At 70.3% G+C, this 18,880-nt stretch carries 16 protein-coding genes, 1 tRNA gene and 1 pseudogene; 6 read left to right on the plus strand and 12 right to left on the minus strand.

Going from position 1 to position 18,880, the window contains the following annotated elements:
* The first annotated feature begins 6 nt into the window (after window positions 1-6).
* On the plus strand, window positions 7-1,644 hold the full coding sequence (locus tag RC2_RS02975; protein ID WP_068152420.1) for a monocarboxylic acid transporter: 1,638 nt from the start codon (window positions 7-9) through the stop codon (window positions 1,642-1,644).
* 66 nt (window positions 1,645-1,710) lie between these two features.
* Window positions 1,711-2,142, plus strand: a complete 432-nt coding sequence (locus RC2_RS02980; protein ID WP_068152414.1) for a type II toxin-antitoxin system Rv0910 family toxin — start codon at window positions 1,711-1,713, stop codon at window positions 2,140-2,142.
* An 18-nt stretch (window positions 2,143-2,160) separates the two neighbouring features.
* On the opposite strand, the gene RC2_RS02985 is transcribed toward RC2_RS02980, so the two are convergent.
* Window positions 2,161-2,892: a CbiQ family ECF transporter T component gene (locus RC2_RS02985; protein WP_068152412.1), complete on the minus strand. Its 732-nt coding sequence runs from the start codon at window positions 2,890-2,892 to the stop codon at window positions 2,161-2,163.
* Window positions 2,889-4,907, minus strand: coding sequence for an ABC transporter ATP-binding protein (locus tag RC2_RS02990; protein WP_245810936.1), 2,019 nt, complete (start codon window positions 4,905-4,907; stop codon window positions 2,889-2,891). Before RC2_RS02990 ends, RC2_RS02985 begins: the two co-directional genes overlap by 4 nt.
* 54 nt (window positions 4,908-4,961) lie before the next feature.
* Here RC2_RS02990 and RC2_RS02995 point away from each other — a divergent pair, with 54 nt between their 5' ends.
* Window positions 4,962-6,233: an MFS transporter gene (locus RC2_RS02995; protein ID WP_068152401.1), complete on the plus strand. Its 1,272-nt coding sequence runs from the start codon at window positions 4,962-4,964 to the stop codon at window positions 6,231-6,233.
* On the opposite strand, the gene RC2_RS03000 is transcribed toward RC2_RS02995, so the two are convergent.
* The 6 genes and pseudogenes from RC2_RS03000 to RC2_RS03025 form a co-directional block, all read right to left on the minus strand.
* On the minus strand, window positions 6,213-7,586 hold the full coding sequence (locus tag RC2_RS03000) for a DEAD/DEAH box helicase (protein WP_082895727.1): 1,374 nt from the start codon (window positions 7,584-7,586) through the stop codon (window positions 6,213-6,215). The two genes, RC2_RS02995 and RC2_RS03000, sit on opposite strands and share 21 nt — an antisense overlap.
* 161 nt (window positions 7,587-7,747) lie before the next feature.
* Complete coding sequence (locus tag RC2_RS03005) at window positions 7,748-9,064, minus strand: wax ester/triacylglycerol synthase domain-containing protein (RefSeq protein ID WP_169818414.1); 1,317 nt, start codon at window positions 9,062-9,064, stop codon at window positions 7,748-7,750.
* A 51-nt stretch (window positions 9,065-9,115) separates the two neighbouring features.
* A pseudogene (locus RC2_RS19430) lies at window positions 9,116-10,342 on the minus strand (HNH endonuclease).
* A 160-nt stretch (window positions 10,343-10,502) separates the two neighbouring features.
* Window positions 10,503-11,399, minus strand: a complete 897-nt coding sequence (locus tag RC2_RS03015; protein ID WP_082895347.1) for a DUF3089 domain-containing protein — start codon at window positions 11,397-11,399, stop codon at window positions 10,503-10,505.
* Between the two features lie 23 nt (window positions 11,400-11,422).
* Window positions 11,423-11,498, minus strand: a tRNA-Arg gene (locus tag RC2_RS03020).
* Between the two features lie 46 nt (window positions 11,499-11,544).
* Entirely contained in the window at window positions 11,545-12,714 is a 1,170-nt protein-coding gene (locus RC2_RS03025; protein WP_068145028.1) for a PucR family transcriptional regulator, read from the minus strand.
* 282 nt (window positions 12,715-12,996) lie between these two features.
* Between RC2_RS03025 and RC2_RS03030 the strand changes: the two genes are divergently transcribed.
* Window positions 12,997-13,947: an acyl-ACP desaturase gene (locus tag RC2_RS03030; RefSeq protein ID WP_068145025.1), complete on the plus strand. Its 951-nt coding sequence runs from the start codon at window positions 12,997-12,999 to the stop codon at window positions 13,945-13,947.
* A 13-nt stretch (window positions 13,948-13,960) separates the two neighbouring features.
* Here the strand turns inward: RC2_RS03030 and RC2_RS03035 are convergent, their stop codons facing one another.
* Genes RC2_RS03035 through RC2_RS03045 form a run of 3 tightly spaced genes read right to left on the minus strand, consistent with a single transcriptional unit; the run spans window position 13,961 to window position 15,599 of the window.
* Window positions 13,961-14,287 (minus strand): cupin domain-containing protein, encoded by a 327-nt coding sequence (locus RC2_RS03035; protein WP_068102784.1) that lies wholly within the window; start codon window positions 14,285-14,287, stop codon window positions 13,961-13,963.
* A 32-nt stretch (window positions 14,288-14,319) separates the two neighbouring features.
* Window positions 14,320-14,805, minus strand: a complete 486-nt coding sequence (locus RC2_RS03040) for a dihydrofolate reductase (protein WP_068145022.1) — start codon at window positions 14,803-14,805, stop codon at window positions 14,320-14,322.
* Complete coding sequence (locus RC2_RS03045) at window positions 14,802-15,599, minus strand: thymidylate synthase (protein ID WP_068145018.1); 798 nt, start codon at window positions 15,597-15,599, stop codon at window positions 14,802-14,804. The genes RC2_RS03040 and RC2_RS03045 overlap by 4 nt, the downstream gene beginning before the upstream one ends.
* A gap of 56 nt (window positions 15,600-15,655) precedes the next feature.
* Between RC2_RS03045 and cobF the strand changes: the two genes are divergently transcribed.
* Together cobF and RC2_RS03055 are read left to right on the plus strand one after the other, a co-directional pair.
* On the plus strand, window positions 15,656-16,411 hold the full coding sequence (gene cobF, locus RC2_RS03050; RefSeq protein ID WP_068145016.1) for a precorrin-6A synthase (deacetylating): 756 nt from the start codon (window positions 15,656-15,658) through the stop codon (window positions 16,409-16,411).
* 10 nt (window positions 16,412-16,421) lie between these two features.
* On the plus strand, window positions 16,422-17,288 hold the full coding sequence (locus RC2_RS03055; protein WP_068145013.1) for an Fpg/Nei family DNA glycosylase: 867 nt from the start codon (window positions 16,422-16,424) through the stop codon (window positions 17,286-17,288).
* Here RC2_RS03055 and RC2_RS03060 read toward each other — a convergent pair whose 3' ends face one another.
* Entirely contained in the window at window positions 17,289-18,851 is a 1,563-nt protein-coding gene (locus tag RC2_RS03060) for a carboxylesterase/lipase family protein (protein ID WP_068145010.1), read from the minus strand. It lies immediately after the preceding gene.
* Between the last annotated feature and the right edge of the window lie 29 nt (window positions 18,852-18,880).

Here is an 18,880-nt window from a genome sequence, read left to right on the forward strand (position 1 = left end):
GATCGCGTGAGCCTGCTCGCGCAGGCGCCGGCCGCCGAGACCGTCGGCAGCCCCCTGGTCAACATCTCGATCTTCTCGGTCTTCGTGATCGTCACCATGGTGGTGGTCATCCGGGCCAGTAAGAAGAACTCCACCTCCGCCGAGTTCTTCACCGCCGGTGGCGGATTCTCCGGTCCGCAGAACGGCGTCGCCATCGCCGGTGACTACCTGTCGGCAGCGAGCTTCCTCGGTATCGCGGGAGCCATCGCCGTCTACGGCTACGACGGCTTCCTCTACTCGATCGGCTTCCTCGTCGCGTGGCTGGTGGCCCTGCTGCTCGTCGCCGAGATGCTCCGCAACACCGGCCGCTTCACCATGGCCGACGTGCTCAGCTTCCGTCTGAAGCAGGGTCCCGTCCGCACCGCGGCGGCCCTGTCGACGCTGACCGTGTCGCTGTTCTACCTGCTGGCCCAGATGGCCGGCGCCGGCGGTCTGGTCGCGCTGCTGCTCGACATCTCCGACCGCACCGGACAGTCCATCGTCATCGCCGTCGTCGGCGTGCTCATGATCGTCTACGTCCTGGTCGGCGGCATGAAGGGCACCACCTGGGTGCAGATCATCAAGGCCGCGCTGCTCATCACCGGCGCCGGCTTGATGACGATCCTGGTGCTCGCCAAGTTCGGCTTCAACATCTCCACCATCATCGGCAGTGCGCAGGACATGGTGTCCGGCTCCGCCAGCGAGGCCGTCGCCGCCCGCGACGTCGCCGCTCCCGGCGCCCAGTACGGCGGGTCCGAGACCTCCAAGCTGAACTTCATCTCCCTCGGCCTGGCGCTGGTGCTCGGCACCGCGGGTCTGCCGCACGTGCTCATGCGCTTCTACACCGTGCCCACGGCCAAGGAAGCTCGCCGCAGCGTCGTCTGGGCCATCGCGCTCATCGGTGCGTTCTACCTGTTCACGCTGGTGCTCGGCTACGGCGCCGCGGCCATCGTCGGCCCGGATCGCATCCTCGCCGCGGCCGGTGGACAGAACTCGGCGGCACCGCTGCTCGCGTTCGAGCTCGGCGGCGTGATCCTGCTCGGTGTCATCTCGGCGGTGGCGTTCGCGACCATCCTCGCCGTGGTCGCCGGCCTCACCATCACCGCGTCGGCGTCGTTCGCGCACGACATCTACGCCAGCGTCATCAAGAAGGGCGAGGTCGACGACCGCAAGCAGGTCCAGGTCTCGCGCATCACCGCGGTGGTGATCGGTCTGCTCGCCATCGGCCTGGGCATCCTGGCCAACGGACAGAACATCGCGTTCCTCGTCGCCCTGGCCTTCGCGGTCGCGGCAGCGGCGAACCTGCCGACCATCCTGTACTCGCTCTTCTGGCGACGCTTCACCACCCGCGGCGCCCTGTGGAGCATGTACGGCGGCCTGATCTCGACGATCGTGCTCATCATCTTCTCGCCGGCGGTGTCCGGCTCGAAGACGGCCATGATCCCCGGCTCGGACTTCGCGTGGTTCCCGCTGTCCAACCCCGGCATCGTCTCGATCCCGCTCGCGTTCCTGCTCGGTGCCATCGGCACGCTGACGAGCAAGGACAACGAGAGCAAGGAGAAGGCCGCCGAGATGGAGGTCCGCTCGTTCACGGGTGTCGGTGTGGAGAAGGTCGTGTCGCACTGATCTGACATTCGAGAGGGTTCACGACGCGGGCCACCGCGAGTTCGTTCACCGGCTAGTGTTGCGGCCGTGGCGAAACTCGAGGTGGTCCGCGTCGTTCCGTTGTCCCCCGACGCGGCCTGGGCCGCGGCGTCGGATCTCTCCCGGTACGAGGAGTGGCTCTCCATTCACGACGGCTGGCGCAGCGACATTCCCGACGAGCTGGGTGAGGGCACGCAGATGACGTCCGTGGTCGCGGTGAAGGGTCTGCGCAACCGGGTCACGTGGAGCGTCCAGAAGTACGCACCGCCGCGCGAACTGGCGTTGAAGGGGTCCGGCAAGGGCGGAGTCAAGGTCTCGCTCACGCTGACGGTCGCGGAGAAGAGCGCGGGGACGGAACTGACCATGCGCATCGACCTCGGCGGCGCCCCGCTGTTCGGACCCGTCGGATCGGGTGTGGCGCGAGCGTTGAAGGGCGACATCGAGTCGTCGCTGAACACGTTCGAGCGTCTGTTCGCCTGACCGACGTCGGGACCGATCTCAGGACAGCACGGCACCGGCGACGCAGACCGCGACGACGATCGCCATGGCAGCGGCGTCGCGCAGACCGGGCCGTGCGCGGGTCGCGGTGATCGACCCGGTGCCGCCGCGCACCGCGATCGCTTCGCCCATGTCCGCCGACCGCCGAATCGCCACCGAGACGATCGCCGCCATGATGTCGATCAGGAACGTGTCCTGAGCCTTGCCGTTGCGCGTTCCCTTCCGGGGACGGAGCCGCCGGGCGGCCACCAGCACCTGGACGTCGTCGAGCAGCATCGGTAGAGCCCGCAGCAGCAGAGCCGTCGACACGGCCCAATCGTTCACCGGCGCACCGAGTGTCCGCAGCGGCGCGAGCAGAGTCGCGAAGGCGGGGGCGACGTCGGCCATCGCCGTCGTCCACGCCATCGTGATCGTCGCCCAGAGCAGGACGACGGCGAAGAGGATGCCGCGGACGTAGAGCCAGACCGCGTCGGGGGAGACGACGGCGTTCACCGCCGCACCGAACGCAACGAGTCCCCACAACCACCACGGGGGAATCGGTACGGCGCGCAGCGGAACTCGCGCCACCACCGCCGCGACGAGCAGCAGTCCGGCGACGGCGCCCACCATCGGCCACGTCGGCCACACCAGCAGCGACACCGAGATCACGGCGACGGCGACCAGTTTGGTCCCCGCCCAGAGTCGGTGCATCGGGGTCGAGAGCGGAAGCTCCCGCAGCAGTACGCCTTTCATCGAGGCACCTCCTGATCGAGGGGCCGCAGCACACCCTGCTCCAACACCACCGTGCGGGAGCGCACGGTGTCCAGCATCTCGAGATCGTGCGAGATGATCACCAGGGTCAGTCCGCGATACCGCAGATGAGCCAGCAGCGAGGTGATCTCGCGACGGCCCGGCGGATCCAGTCCGGCCAGGGGCTCGTCGAGAACCAGCACGTCGGGCTTGCCCACCAGCAGGCCGGCGAGCGCGACGCGCCGCATCTGACCGCCACTGAGCTCGTCGACGCGCCGGCCCGCGATCTCCCGCGGCAGGCCCACCGTGTCGAGCACGGCCGAGACGTCGGTTCCGCTGATGCCCGCGCCGCCGGCCGCCTCGATGTCCTCGGCGACCGTGCGACGCTGCAGCTGCAGTCGCGCGTGCTGGAAGGACAGCGCCACCGTCCCCACCGCCTTCGACGTGGCCTTGCCGTTCACCGCGCACGTGCCCTCGGTGGGTGTGGTCAGGCCGGCCAGGATCCAGGCCAACGTCGACTTGCCGGATCCGTTACCGCCCACCACGACCAGTCCCTCGCCCCGTCGCACGGTGAGGCCGACGCCGGCCAGGGCGCGGCGTTGCCACGGAGTGCCGCGGTTGTAGACGTGGCCGATCCCGCGCAGCACCAGCACGTCGGGCCCCAGCACGGGCACGGCGCCGTAGGGCGGTGCGGTGCCGGACATCCAGGTCGGGTCGTGCACGACGCGTCGGCCGCGATGCAGTCGCACCACCTCGTCGGCCAGGGCCGCCTCGCCGGCGCGGTGGGTGATGAGGACGACGGCCAGGTCTCGACGACGCGGCAGATCGGCCAGCAGCGCGACCAGCTCCCGCTGGCCGGCGGGATCGATCATGGCGGTGGCCTCGTCGGCCACCAGGAGTCGCGGTTCGCGGGCCAGGGCCGCGGCCACGGCCAGACGCTGGAGTTCGCCACCCGAGAGCCCGGAGGTGTCGCGATCGCCGTAGCCGGCCAGTCCGACCTCCGCGAGCAGGGCGTCGACACGCTCGCGCGACGGCGCGGACGCCGGGGGAAGTCCCCACACGACGTCGTCGGCCACCCGCGTACCGAGGATCTGCGATTCGGGATGCTGCAGGATCATCGCCGTACCGCCGACCGCACCCAGACCGGTGGACCCCGGCCGGTCGGCACGGCCGCCGGTGGGCACGGCTCCCACGAGGATGCGGGCCAGGGTCGACTTGCCGGAGCCGTTGGCGCCCACCACCGCGTAGAAGCGGCCCGGCACCACGGTGAGATCGAGCGGACCGAGCGCGTCGACGTCGTGGCCGGGATAGCGGTAGGTCGCCCCGGTGAGCCGCAGCGGCACGGGATCGGGAGCAACGTCCGCGGTCGCGACGTCGGGCAGCACTCCGCGTGACTCCAGCTCACCGAGTCGGGTCAGGGTGGTGCGCAGGACCCACCAGGCGACGGCGCCGCTGACGGCGGTGGAGAAGACGGCGGAGGTGAAGACGAAAGCCCACCAGTAGCCGATGCCGACGGCCACCGCGTCGCCGACGATCTCCGACGCCCTCTCGGCCGACAACACCCGGCCGAGAATGTCGGCCGTGCCGCGGATGCTGTTCTCCAGGACCTCGAGGAAGAGCTCGCGCAGCCCGGACAGCAGCAGGAGAAGCAGGACGGAGAGCCCGCCGACCACGGTGCCGGTGACCGTCGACCACAGCAGCACGGTGCCGAACCCCCGACGGCGGCGCACGGCACTGCCCACCACGCCGCCCAGGACGGCGGTCACGGTCATGGTGAGCGCGGAGGAGAACCCGCCGGCGACGAAGGCCACCAGCACCCCGCCGGTTCCCGCGACGGCGAGCGCGCGCAGGCGGTGGCGTTGAGCGACGACGGCCAGCGGCACGATCGCCACGATCTGCAGGGCGCCCGCCACCGGAATCACGGCGCCGATGACGGTGAACGCGACGGCGAGAGCCGTCATGACCGAGCCGGTGGCCGTTTCCTCCGGATGTAGTCTCCTGTCAGCCCGAACCGTCACTCCGTCGAGTGTGCCACCGAGTGTCCGAATCGCCGGAGCTGGAAGGAGCGGTGTGTGACCGTCGTCGCCCGCGGACGCACCGCCCGACGCCTGCATCCCGCATGGATCGTCGCCGCCGTCGCGTTCCTCGCGCTGGTCGGCGCCGCCGGCTTCCGCGCGGCGCCGTCCGTGCTCATGGTGCCGATCACCGAGGAGTTCGGGTGGTCACGCTCGGTCCTGTCCGCGGCGGTCGGCATCAACCTGCTGCTGTTCGGCCTCACGGCGCCGTTCGCGGCCGCCCTCATGGAGCGGTTCGGCATCCGCCGGGTCACGACGATCGCCTTGACGGTCGTCGCCGCCGGCAGCGCGCTGAGCGTGCTGGTCACCTCGCCGTGGCAGATCCTGCTGACCTGGGGACTGCTCATCGGCCTGGGCACCGGGTCCATGGCCCTGGTGTTCGCCGCGATGGTCACCGACCGGTGGTTCGTCGCCCGGCGCGGGTTGGTCTCCGGCATCCTCACCGCCGGCAGCGCGACCGGGCAGCTGATCTTCCTGCCGGTCGTCGCGTGGCTGGCGGAGGGTGCGGGGTGGCGCACCGCGTCGCTCGTCGTGGCCGGCGGTGCGCTCGCCGTCGTCCCGTTGGTGGCACGGTTCCTGCGCGACCGTCCGTCGGACGTCGGGGTGTTGCCCTACGGGGCGACGGAGGAGCCGCCCGCGCGGGCCGTCGTCGGCAACCCGGCCCGACGCGCGGTGCAGGCGTTGCTCGACGCGTCGCGGGTGCGGACGTTCTGGGCGTTGGTCGTGGGGTTCGCGATCTGCGGCGCTACCACCAACGGGCTGGTCGGCGTGCACTTCGTGCCGTCCGCGCACGATCACGGCATGCCACAGACCACCGCGGCGACGCTGCTCGCGGTGGTCGGCATCTTCGACATCGCGGGGACGATCGCGTCGGGATGGCTCACCGACCGGGTCGATCCCCGCCTGCTGCTGGGCGCGTACTACGCGTTCCGCGGGGTGGCGCTGATGTTTCTGCCCACCCTGCTGTCGGACGCGTTGCACCCGTCGATCGTGGTGTTCGTCGTGGTCTACGGACTCGACTGGGTGGCCACGGTGCCGCCCACCATCGCGTTGTGTCGCGAGGTGTTCGGCGACGGTGGGCCCCTGGTGTTCGGGTGGGTCTTCGCCGCGCACCAGATCGGTGCGGGCGTCGCGTCCGTCGCCGCGGGGGCGATTCGGGACGCCACCGGTGAGTACACCGCCGCCTGGTTCGGCGCCGCAGGTCTCTGCGCCGTGGCGGCGGTGCTCAGCGTCGGTATCGCGCGGCGATCAGCCCCGGTAGCCGGCTGACTCGCTGCGCGCTGAGGTCGGACGTCCGCCGCGGCGACCGGAGTTGCCGGCGTGTCCGCCGCGCGCGGAGCGCGAGCGCGGCTGCTGTCCCGTGCGCGGCTGGCCGGAGCGCTGGCCGCCGCCGGTGCGCGGACCCCGAGCCTTCGGCGCGGGAGCCGGCTCCTTGGGGGCCGGTGCGACGTACTCGGCCAGGGGGCCGACGAGCTCCGCCACAGCGGGGGTGTCGACGGTCACGCGCTGCGGCGCGGCGTCGATCTTCGCCTTGCGCAGCAGGACCGCCACATCACGGCGCTGCTCGGGCAGGACGACGGTGACCACGTCACCGGCGCTGCCGGCGCGGGCCGTGCGACCGCTGCGGTGCAGGTAGGCCTTGTGCTCGGCGGGCGGGTCCACGTGGACCACCAGCTCGACGTTGTCGACGTGCACGCCGCGGGCGGCCACGTCGGTGGCGACGAGGACGCGGGCATCGCCGGCCGAGAACGCGGCGAGGTTCCGGTCGCGCGCGGCCTGCGAGAGGTTGCCGTGCAGATCGACGGACGGGATGCCGGACTCGGTCAGCTGCCGTGCGAGCTTGCGCGCCTGGTGCTTGGTGCGCATGAACAGGATGCGGCGGCCCTCACCGGAGGCGAGGCGCTGAACCAGCACCTTCTTCGCGTCGACGCCGCCGACCTCGAAGATGTGGTGCGTCATCGCCGCGACGGGGGAGTTCTCCTCGTCCACCGAATGCTGCACGGGGTTGGACAGGAACTGCTTGACCAGCTTGTCCACGCCGTTGTCGAGCGTGGCGGAGAACAGCAGACGCTGCCCGTGCGACGGCGTCGCCTTGAGGATGCGCGTCACGCCCGGCAGGAAGCCGAGGTCGGCCATGTGGTCCGCCTCGTCGAGCACGGTGATCTCGACCTCGTCGAGGAACACGTGGCGCTGCTTCATCAGATCCTCGAGGCGGCCGGGGCACGCGACGACGATGTCGACGCCGCGATCGAGCGCCGTGACCTGACGGTTCTGCGACACCCCACCGAAGATGGTGGTGACCCGAAGGTTCGACGCGAGCACCAACGGCTCGAGCGTGGCGGCGATCTGGGTGGCCAGCTCGCGAGTGGGAGCGAGGATCAGGCCGCGCGGGCGGTTGGGGGTCCGCGACCGTGACGCGGTCTCCGACAGGCGCGCCACCATGGGGATGGAGAACGCGAGAGTCTTTCCGCTGCCGGTCTTTCCGCGTCCGAGGACGTCGCGACCGTGCAGGGTGTCGGGCAGGGTGTCGGCCTGGATGGGGAACGGTGCGGTAATACCCGCGGCCGTGAGGGCGCGGACGAGGCGGTCGTTCACGCCGAGGTCGGCAAAAGTGACAGTCATGAAGAGTTCGAGTGCCTTTCGGGCATCGGAGCACCCCGCTGACGGGGCACAGAATGGCGAGACTGCCGGTGGGCAGTATCGATCGCCGTAAGAAAAGTTCGTGCTGATTCCACGACGTACGCCGCGAACGAGAGCGCGGCAGCGTGACCCAGTGTAACCCGTCAGTGGATGTGACCGACGTCTCGCCGAACAGCGTCTCGGAGCCGTGCGACGTAACCGGCGAAATCGGGCAGCACCCCGGGGTCCGCCAGGACCCCGATAGTGACGTGCTCGCCGATCACGGCGACGCTGTGCGTCAACACGATTCCGGGCGTCAGCATCGGAAAGCCGGTCGAGAATCGGTAGGCGTGGCCGATCCCGCCCAGTGCCGTGGCGGGACGCACCGCCGAACTGACCACGGTGTGCCCGCCGACCGGCCCGTCCGCCTGCGGTCGGCGGACGCCGCGCCGGATCAGCCGGGACACCACGGCGGGCGGCAGTTCCTCCACCACCTCGTACCGGGCGAGGTACTCGGGCGTGAACATGCGCTTGCGGGTCTCCGACACCGAAGCCCGGATCGCGCGGGCGCGCTCGACGGTGTCCTCGACGTCGGCGTGGAACGGGATGGCCGCGGAGACGAAGCGATTGGTCGACGACCACGGAATCGACGGCGGCAGAACCAATGTCACGTAGGCCGCGAGTGCCGCGCGGGCGTTGGCATCGCCGTGGACGTGGGCATGGTCCGCCATCGCCGACGAGATCGCCGACAGAGTCCGGGACAGCGGGTCGGCCACTCCCGCGCCGTCGACGGCGAGGATCTCCACCGCTCGGTCGCGGTGCGGGACGGCCGTGTAGATCAGGGGCGTCGTGGTTCGCGGGGGATCGACATCGCCGTGCCGGCGGAACGCGATCGCCGCGCGAGCGGACCGGGCCACGTCCGCTGGAATCCGGGCGAGGCCGCGCAGCGCGGCCCGCCGCCGGGACCGTACGTCCGGATCGGGGAGGTCGGGAACCGGCAGGTCGCCGTCGAACAGCACCGTCTGCACCGACAGGGACAGTCCGAAGCCCGCGCACAGGCTGTGCGACGCGTGCACCACCACCAGCATCGTCGTGCCCTCGGGGCCGTCGGTGAAGCCGTCGAGCACCGTCACCTCCCAGAGGTGACGGCGCACGTCCAGCGGCACACGGACGATGTCGCCCACCGCGGACAGAGCGTCCCGCCAGCTGTCGACGCGGCGACCGACCACCCGTGCGGGGTCGAAGGTCGGGTCGACCCGCACCAAAGGATGGCCGAGGTCACCCGGCACCCGTTCCAGACGCCGGTGGAAGAACGGCGCGAGATGGTAGCGGCGGGCGAATTGATCGCGTACCGCATCGGTCCGGCTGCCCCCGTTCTCGGGCCAGGCGAACGCGTACACCAGATGCTGGTCGGTCGAGGACGGCGACCCGTGAAACCAGGGATAGAAGAACGCCGCATCCTTGGCCGACAATGGACTCACCGAGGCATTATGCACGCCGGAACAATCAGGCCACCTGTTTTCCTTCGTCATTCAGCCCGCCCGTTTCCAGGGCGTCGGAAGGGCGGGAGGAACGGATCGGTAGGTATGGCCGGTGGGGGTGCGGAACTCCACCGTGTGCACATCGGGGTTCTCGGTTCTGGCGGTGGTCCAGCCGTCGCCCTGCTTGGCGTGGTTGCAGGCGGCGCACAGGCCGAGGCCGTTGTCGGCGGTGGTGGGTCCGCCGTCCTCGTGCGGGGTGATGTGGTCGTGGTGACGGATCGGGGCGTCGCACCACGGGGTGCGGCAGGTGCGGTCACGCAGGTCGATCAACCGGGCCAGGCCGGTGGGGAAACAGCGAGCGACGGACTCCACCGCCGTGAGCTGCCCGTCGGTGGGGCGGGCGTAGAGCTTCCGCAACGTCACCGCGGCCTCGTCGGAGTCCACGGCGTCGGCGATCCACGCCCGTGCTGCGGCGGCGGGGATCGGACCGTACCCGGGCACCTCGGCGGGTGTCGCCGCCGCCGAGCAGGGCCTCGTCGGAGATCACGACGTGCACCGCCACCGGTGGGCTCGTCACATGGTCGAGGCCGGTGGTGCGTTCGACGAGCAGGTCGGCCATGATCTGGTCGCGGGTGCGGCCGTCGGCGGCGCCGGTGGCGATGAGGGTGTCGGCGTCGCGGCGCAGGGTGGCCCAGACGCACACGGCGCGGTCCATCGGCAGCAGGGCGCCGAGGTGGGCCATGACGTCCGGGGCGGGGCGGACGGTGACGCGGCGGTGCCGGGCGCCGCGGGCTTTGCGGCGGACCACGGCGGCGGCGTCGAGTTCGGCGGCCAGCCGGGCGGCCATGGCGACGACGGTGCTGTCGCCTTTCCCGGTGAGGGTGGTGGGTCGGCGCAGAGGCGTTCGTCGACGAGGCGACGGTCCTCGGCGCTCAAGCAGGCGGTCTCGCGGACCAGCAGGGTGGCCCGCCACTCCGACAACTCCCCACGGCGCAGCTGCCCCAACGTATGCGGCATTTCGGTGGTCAATACGCGGGCAAGGCCGAGGTGGGTGGTGCCGCGGTGGGGTGAGTCGCGTCGGGCGAGACCGATCTGAGTAGCGATGCCGGTGTTCCACCGAGCGGCGGGAATGCCGGCGTCGCGGCGCTGCCCTCGGATGGTGTCTGCGACCCGGGCGGTGAGCACCGCTTGTGCCCCCGCTGCGGCGGCTTTCAACTCCTCCAACGCGGTGATGGTGTCGATCGCCGCGCCGCTGTCGTCAATCGCACTGCTGTCCATCGCACTGTTCACGGCGATGGCCGCGATGCGTGTCAGGAATCGCCGAATGTCGTTCGGCGACAACCCGTCACCGGTAAGCAGTTGGTCCACGTGAATCCCCCCGAATTCGTGTCCCCGACACCATGACACAGGGGTCCGACACGAAACCTCGTCGAGCTGCCTACCGCCCGAGGAACGCCGCGCTCTGGGTCCGCACCAGGTCGACCAGGCTGTCCTGCGCCAGGGTGATGTCGAGCAGATGGAGTCCCCAGGTCGCGTCGGGCACGGTCGGCAGAGCGCCCGTCACCCCGCCCTCCACATGAAGGACGTTGTCCGCGTCGCACTGGGCGCTCACGTCGGGAATCGGACCGCGCAGCGGCGCAGGGGCGGTCGATCCGAGTGCTGCCGGGTTGGTGCACACGGCAGTCGGACCGCCGTAGCGCGCGTCGGCGGGACGCGGGCGGTTGTAGGTGGAGTAGGCCACGAAGCATCCGGTGTCCCCGGGCGCGGAACACGGTGCCACGGTGCGGAAGTCGTCGGGAGTGATCGTCGCGCCGATGAGCAGTGCCGACACCAGCCGATCGCGCGCGGACGTGGTTTCGATGTCCTGCACCAGGTTCCGCAGCATCCGGGTGCCCTGCGAATGGCCGACGAGCACGACGGGTCGGTCGTCGCCCCGGTTCGCCAGGAAGTCGGCCCACGCGGCTTGAATGTCGGTGTACGCGAGGGCGAGCGCGGCATCGCGGGACGGACCGTCGAGCGTCGCCAGGCTGCGCAGCGTCAGTTGTCGGTAGGTCGGCGCCCAGACGTTGCACACGTCGTCGAACGGTCGCGCCTGCAGAGCGGCCACGGCAGCCAGTTCGGGCGACGGCGAGCGGTCGGCGTTGACCGACTGCTGCAGCGAGGCCGTGGGGTAGACGTAGAAGCAGTCGACCGGCTTGTCGCTGCCCCCGCCGCAGGGCCCGGAATCGCCGGGGCGACAGAGCCACGTGGTGCTCGTCGGCTCGGCGGAAGCGAGAGGAGTCCACACGCCGAACAGAACGACCAGGGAAGCGAGGAGAGCGGCGAGACGCGTCACCGCCGCATCGTAAGCACAGAACGTGGTGCCCTCGGCAGGATTCGAACCTGCGACCTACCCTTTAGGAGAGGGTTGCTCTATCCCCTGAGCTACGAGGGCCGACCCGGCGTGCGCATCGCACTCTACCGGGTCGGCGCAGCCTCGATCATGCGCTGGGCGCGATGGCTTCGAGCTTCCGTGCCACGAGTGCGGCCTGCAGGTGGCGCATGCCGGACGGGCGCGTGGGGTCGAACCCGGTGAGGTGAGCGATGCGCTTGAGCCGGTAGTCGACGGTGTTGGTGTGCAGGTGCAACTGGCGCGCCGACCGCTGGCGGTTGAGGTCGTGGTGGATGTGGATCTCGAGGGTCTCGAGTAGTTCGGGCGAGTTGTCGAGGGGGGTGAGCACCCGCGACAGGTAGGCCCGACCCGGTCCGGGGCGGGTGAGCTGGTACTCGAGCACCAGGTCGGTCATGCGGTAGACGCCGGGCGGGCGCCGCAGCTGCTGGGCGAGGTCGAGCAGCTCGTGGACCTGATCGGACGTGGTGGGTACGTCGTTCGCCGCGCTGACGGCGACGGTCGCGGTCACGGGGGCGTCCGCAGCGGCGGACAGGCGGGAGACCAGGGAGGACACCCACTCGTCCTCGTGCTCGCCGGGGATGAGAATGGTGCCGCCCTCGGAGCTCAGCATCGACAGCGGTGAGCGCTCGCAGGCCGTCGCCAGTTCCGCCTGAACCCGCCGCAGCTTGCGACGCGCGACGATGGGTCGGGGGAGCGAGGGATTGGACTCGTCCGCGTGCGCGCCGATCGAGACCGCGAGCACGGTGTAGCAATCGGCCAGCTCGATGCCGGACTGGCGGGCGACCGAGCGTGCGTTGTGGCCGCTGAGGAGTGCGGTGACCACGGTGTGGGCTGCCGTGTGGTGCTCGCTGGCCACGGCCTGCAGCTCGTCGACGTACGCGGCGGACGCGGCGGTGGAGATGCGATCGAAGAGTCCGACGAAGGCCTTGGCCGCCTTGGCCAGCTGCGCGGTGCCGTTGTTCGCGGCCCGTTCGGCCACCAGATCCCAGCCCATCTGGACGCCTTCGTGGTACGCCGCGAGCACCGCCCGCAGCGGGACGCCCTCGCGTGCCCACTGGGCCGCGCGGGCACCGATCTCCGCGATGTCCTGGTCGGTCGGCGCCGTGCTGTCGGCGGCCCCGACGGCGAGCGAGAGGCACGCGGCGGTCAGCTCGGTCACGTCGGCGCGCAGCGACACACCGGCCGACGTGCCACGAGAGGCGGGCGCGGGCGCGGCGGCGCGGCGGGGGGCGTTCTCCAGCGTGTTGTCGACACTCACGTGCGGGGTTCCTTCCGTCGACCGGGATCATCGGCATCCGGGACCGGTGGCGGTCCCGACGGCCTGAAACGGGGCGTTGGTTCAGATTGTAGGGGTAATACCGGGACGGAAAGTGGTTACCGGTCGATTGGCGGGGTGGCTGTGATCGCGTCCAGCTGCCTTGCATGCGTGCTGCGATGTTTCCCAACATCACCGCAAGGTCTCGATCCGCGTCGTCCGGCGCTCCTAGCGTCGTGTGCCGGCGCCTGTTCCCGGCGCCGACGACAATCCGGGGGAGACGACATGCGACCGCTGTCTCAGATCGAACTGCTGCGCGAGCTCGAGCCGGTGGCCGAGGCGAATCTCGAGCGCCACCTGGACCTGGCCAAGCCGTGGAACCCGCACGACTACATCCCGTGGAGCGACGGCCGGAACTTCGCCATGCTGGGCGGGGACGACTGGTCTCCGGAGCAGTCCACCCTGTCGAAGGTGGCCAAGGCGGCGATGGTGACGAACCTGCTCACCGAGGACAACCTGCCGTCCTACCACCGCGGCCTGGCCGAGAACTTCTCGATGGACGGCGCCTGGGGCACTTGGGTGGGGCGCTGGACCGCGGAGGAGAACCGCCACGGCATCGCCATGCGCGACTACCTGGTGGTGACCCGCAGCGTCGATCCCGTCGCACTCGAGCAGGCCCGGATGGAGCACATGACGGTCGGCATCGACTCGCCGATGGAGGGCGCGAACCTGCTGCACGGCGTCGCCTACGTGACGTTCCAGGAGTTGGCGACGCGGGTGAGCCACCGCAACACCGGCAAGGCCTGCAACGATCCCATCGCGGACGCCCTCCTCGGACGCATCGCCGCCGACGAGAACCTGCACATGATCTTCTACCGGAACATGTGCGCGTCGGCGATCGAGCTCGCGCCCGATCAGACCATGAAGGCGATCGCGGACGTGGTCATGAACTTCCAGATGCCGGGGCTGAACCAGCCGGACTTCCGCCGCAACGCGGTGCTGATCGCGAAGTACGGCATCTACGACCTGCGCCAGCACCTCGACGAGGTCATCATGCCCGTGCTGCGCAAGTGGAAGCTGTTCGAGCGCACGGACTTCGGGCCCGAGGGCGAGCGTCTGCGCGAGCTGGTCGCGGACTTCCTGGCCGACCTCGAGAAGCAGGCCGTGAAGTTCGAGGAGTCCCGCGATCGCGCGCTCGCCCGCGAACGCGAGCGCGGCGAGGTGCTGTCGGTCTGAGCCGGAGCGCGATCTACATCGCGACGGTCAACAGGAAGGCGACGTCCTCGACGGCCTCGACGCTGTGCCGCGCGTCGGGGACGACGAGGAGGTCGCCGGCCGACCCCTTCCAGGACTTGTCGCCGCTGCGGAGCTGCAGTTGACCGCTGAGGACCAGGACGGTCGACTCGCCGTTGAGATCGTGCTCGGCGAGCGACTGCCCGGCGGACAGACCCACCACCGTCTGACGCAGGCTGCGCTGGTGACCGCCGTACACCGTCTGCGAACTGCGGCCGCTCGTGGCGGACTGCGCGAGCTTCAGCTGCTGCCGCGCCACGGCGGTCAACGATTTCTTGTCCATACCGTCCGAGTATCACGGACGGGGCGCCGCAATCAGCGAGAACGACGGCGGTAGCGCACGAATCGATATCCGACGCCCGACGTGCTGTCCTGTCGATCGCCGGCGTCGGCGACGAACTCGTCCGGGATTGCGGGAGCAACGGCGTCGCCGCCGTCGACCTCGAGGTCCAGTTCGGTCACCTCGAGCACGTCGGCATGCGGGAGGGCGAGGGCGTAGATCTCGGCACCGCCGATGATCCAGGTGTCGGTGCCGCCGAGGAGTGCCTCGTCGAACGTCGCCGCCCGAGCGGCGCCCTCGGCCGCCCACGACGCGTCCCGGCTGAGGACGATGTTGGTGCGTCCGGGCAGCGGCCGGAAGCGTTCGGGCAGCGAATCCCAGGTGCGTCGTCCCATCACGACGCGGGCACCGGCCGTCACCTCGCGGAAGTGCGCCATGTCCTCCGGCACACGCCAGGGGATGCCGCCGTCGCGGCCGATCACGCCGTGGCGATCCTGCGCCCAGATCAGCCCGACGGTCACACTGCCACCGGGGCCTTGATGGCGGGATGGTGCCGGTACTCCAGCACCTCCACGTCCTCGTAGGTGTAGTCGAAGATCGAATCCCGCGGTGCCAACCGGAGCGTCGGGAGCGGGAACGCCTCGCGGGTGAGCTGCTCGCGCACCTGCTCGACGTGGTTGTCGTAGATGTGGCAGTCCCCGCCGGTCCACACGAACTCGCCCACCTCGAGCGACGTCTGTGCCGCGACCATGTGGGTGAGCAGTGCGTAGCTCGCGATGTTGAACGGCACGCCGAGGAACATGTCGGCGCTGCGCTGGTAGAGCTGGCAGGAGAGCTTGCCGTCGGCGACGTAGAACTGGAAGAACGCGTGGCACGGCGCCAGCGCCATCCGCGGGATGTCCGCGACGTTCCACGCCGAGACCACCATGCGCCGGGAATCCGGATCGCGGCGGATCGTGTCGATCACCTGCGAGATCTGGTCGACGTGCTCGCCCGACGGGGTGGGCCAGCTGCGCCACTGCACGCCGTAGACAGGCCCGAGATCGCCGTCGGCGTCGGCCCATTCGTCCCAGATGGTCACGCCGTGCTCGCGCAGGTACGCCACGCTGGACTCGCCCCGCAGGAACCACAGCAGTTCGTGCACGATCGACTTGAGGTGCACCCGCTTGGTGGTCACCAGCGGGAACCCCTCGGCGAGGTCGAATCGCATCTGATGGCCGAAGACGCTGCGCGTGCCGGTCCCCGTGCGGTCGGACTTCGGGGTGCCGTGGTCGAGAACGTGGCGGAGCAGATCCTCGTAGGGCGTGGCGACCATGCGACCAGACTAGGCGCGCACCGACCCGTCCGGGCGAGCGCCCTAGGCTGGCCCGAATGAGGCTTCTGCACGTCATCGGTATCGGCGCCGGCGATCCGGACCAGGTGACCGTGGCGGCCGTGAAGGCGATGAACGAGGTCGACGTCTTCGTGATGATCGACAAGGGTTCGGCCAAGCAGGAATTGGTCGACGTCCGCACGCGCATCCTCGACGAGCACGTACGTCGTCCGCATCGCGTGGTGGAGTTCGTCGATCCGCCGCGTGACCGCACACCGCAGGACTACGACGTCGCCGTCGACACGTGGCACGACGCGCGGGCCCGGGCTCTCGGCGACCTTCTCGCCGCGGAGCCCGAGGACGCCGTCGGCGGCATGCTCGTCTGGGGCGACCCGTCGCTCTACGACAGCACCCTGCGCGTCGTCGACCGGGTCCGCGGCGGACTCATCGATCCGTTCGAGGTCCGCGTCACCCCCGGTGTGACCAGCCCGTCCGCCCTCGCCGCCGCCCACGGCACGGTCCTCAATCGTGTCGGCGAGCCGGTGCTCACCACCACCGGCCGGCGCCTGCGGGAGGACGGCGTCCCGGACGGTGTCGACGCCGTGGTGGTCATGCTCGACTCGGACTGCGGATTCCTGGCCCTGCCGGATTGGCACGTCCACTGGGGAGCCAACCTCGGGACACCCGACGCGGTGATTCGGGCGGGGCTGGTGTCCGACGTCGGCGACGAGATCGTGCGTCTGCGGGCCGACCTGCGACGACGGGCCGGGTGGGTGATGGACACATACCTGGTCAGGCGGCCGTCGGGTCGTTAACCTCGGGTCGGTGCCGGAATTACCCGAAGTGGAGGCTCTTGCGAGCTTTCTGCGCGACCACGCCCTCGGAGCCGTGATCGGACGCATCGACGTCGCCGCTCTCAGCGTGCTCAAGACGTTCGAGCCGCCGCTCACCGCCCTGCAGGGTCAGGACGTCACCGACGCCGCCCGGTTCGGCAAGCACCTGGGGCTGCAGGCCGGTGGACTGTGGATGATCACCCATCTCTCCCGCGGCGGGTGGCTGCGCTGGACCGACAAGCCGTCGGCGGCCGCGCCCAAGCCGGGCAAGGGCCCGCTCGCGCTGCGCGTGCACCTGTTCACCCCCGAGGGGTCGACACCGGCGTTCGATCTGACGGAGGCGGGTACCCGGAAACGGTTGGCCGTCTGGGTGGTGCGGGATCCGAACGAGGTGCCGGGCGTCGCCCGCCTCGGACCCGACGCCCTCGCGGTGGGCGAGCCGCAGTTCGCAGATCTGCTGCGCGCCAAGAGTTCTCGGCTCAAGACCGTGCTGGTCGACCAGCAGGCGCTGGCCGGGATCGGCAACGCGTACAGCGACGAGATCCTGCACGCCGCGCGACTGTCGCCCTTCGCGACGACCGGATCCCTCACCGACGAGGCCGTGCACGAGCTGTACGAGACCATGCGGCGCATCCTGCTCGACGCGGTCGCGCGGTCCGTGGGTCAGGACGCCGCCCGACTGAAGGGCGAGAAGCGGTCGGGGATGGCCGTGCACGCCCGGACAGGCGAGGCCTGCCCGGTGTGCGGCGACACCGTCCGCGAGGTGTCGTACGTCGACCGCTCGTTCCAGTACTGCCCGACGTGTCAGACCGGCGGCCGCATCCTGGCCGACCGCCGGCTCTCCCGCCTGGTCAAGTAGCTATCCGGCGGAATTGGACCGGAAGTCCTGCGACGACTCATCGGACGCCGCGTCCCAGCCGTCGAAGCCGTCCCACGCCGCACGGCGCTCGCCGAGCGGGTCGTTCTCCATCCGCGAGGTCGTGTCCAGGATGCGGGTGGCACGTCGGGGCACGTCGTACCGCGTCCACTCCGGTCCCGGCTCACCGGTGGTCGCGAACGCGAGCCACTGACGCTGCACCTCGTCGGTGATCCGCCGCGCGCTGCCCCAGTCCCCGAGAATCGTCATCAGCTTCCCGAACCTCGAGCGGTACGCACCGAACACGGCGAGCAACTCCGACCCGTGGGTGGCGTGCAGCTTCAGCAGGTCGAACAGCCGCGGCGCGTAGTCGTAGCGGTAGACCCAGGTGGGCGCGTGCTCGGAATGTGCGTCCGCCAGGTCGAGAGACGGTCGCCAGAACGTGAAGTCGCCGCCGAAATCGACGGCGGACAGACCCTTCGGATACCCGGGGTACTGCGCGAGGATGCGATCCTTCGCCGACGGATCGGTGGCGGCGAAGAAGGAGTCGATACGAGCCGGCTTGGTCAGGAGCGCGTCGAGGAACCGCGAGAACAGGGTGCCCTCGTGCTCGTTGCTGCCGATGATCATCGGCACGTCGTGTGCCGCACCGGACCGGTACGCCTCCACCGGGGCGGTGGGCACGACGTCGCCGTCGACGTTGGGGCCGAAGGGAATCAGGCCCGGCGTCTCCTTCAGCACCTTGGCGTTCAGGCGGCGCGACGCTGTCACCAGATCCTCGGCCGACGCGTTCTGCAGCACGGCGGCCGCGGTTTCGTCGGTCCCGCCGAGCAGTCCGACGAAGTCGCGGGCCCAGCCCTCGCTGCGTTCGCGGGTGGCGACCATGCCGGGTGCGGAACTCTGCGCGATCGCACGGTGGAACAGCCCGCGCGCCGACGGAGTGGCCACCAGCGTGGTGACGGCGTTGCCGCCGGCGGACTCGCCGAAGAGGGTGACGTTGTCCGGATCACCACCGAACGCGGCGATGTTGCGCTGCACCCACTCGAGGGCGGCGATCTGGTCGCGCAGCCCCAGGTTGCCCTCGAACGGCCGATCGGGCGTGGAGAACTGCCCGAAGTCGAGGTATCCGAGCGGTCCGAGTCGGTAGTTCATCGAGACGTAGACGACGTTGCCTCGCCGCACCAGCGACGACCCGTTGTACAGCGACGTCGCGGAGGTCCCCACGAGGTACGCACCGCCGTGGACGAACACCATCACCGGTCGAGGCCGGGTGGATCGCGTCGTCGGTGCCGTGACGTTGAGGGTCAGGCAGTCCTCGCTGGCCTTCTGCCCGCGCACCGGACCGACGGGGGAGCGCGCGGTGTCCTGGATCGACGCGTCGCCGTACCGGGTGGCGTCGCGGACCTCCGTCCACGGCGTCACCGGCCGGGGCGCACGGAATCGCTGCGGTCCCACCGGCGGCGCGGCGTACGGAATGCCGCGGAAGAGCGACAGCGATCCGCGCGTGAGCCCGCGAATCGGCCCGTCGGCGGTGGTCACGATGGTCTCGGTGTCTCCCTGCCCCATTCGGCCGACTGTACGTGATGCTGCGTTAC

The organism is Rhodococcoides corynebacterioides NBRC 14404 (assembly GCF_001894765.1).
Taxonomy (GTDB): Bacteria; Actinomycetota; Actinomycetes; order Mycobacteriales; family Mycobacteriaceae; genus Rhodococcoides; species Rhodococcoides corynebacterioides.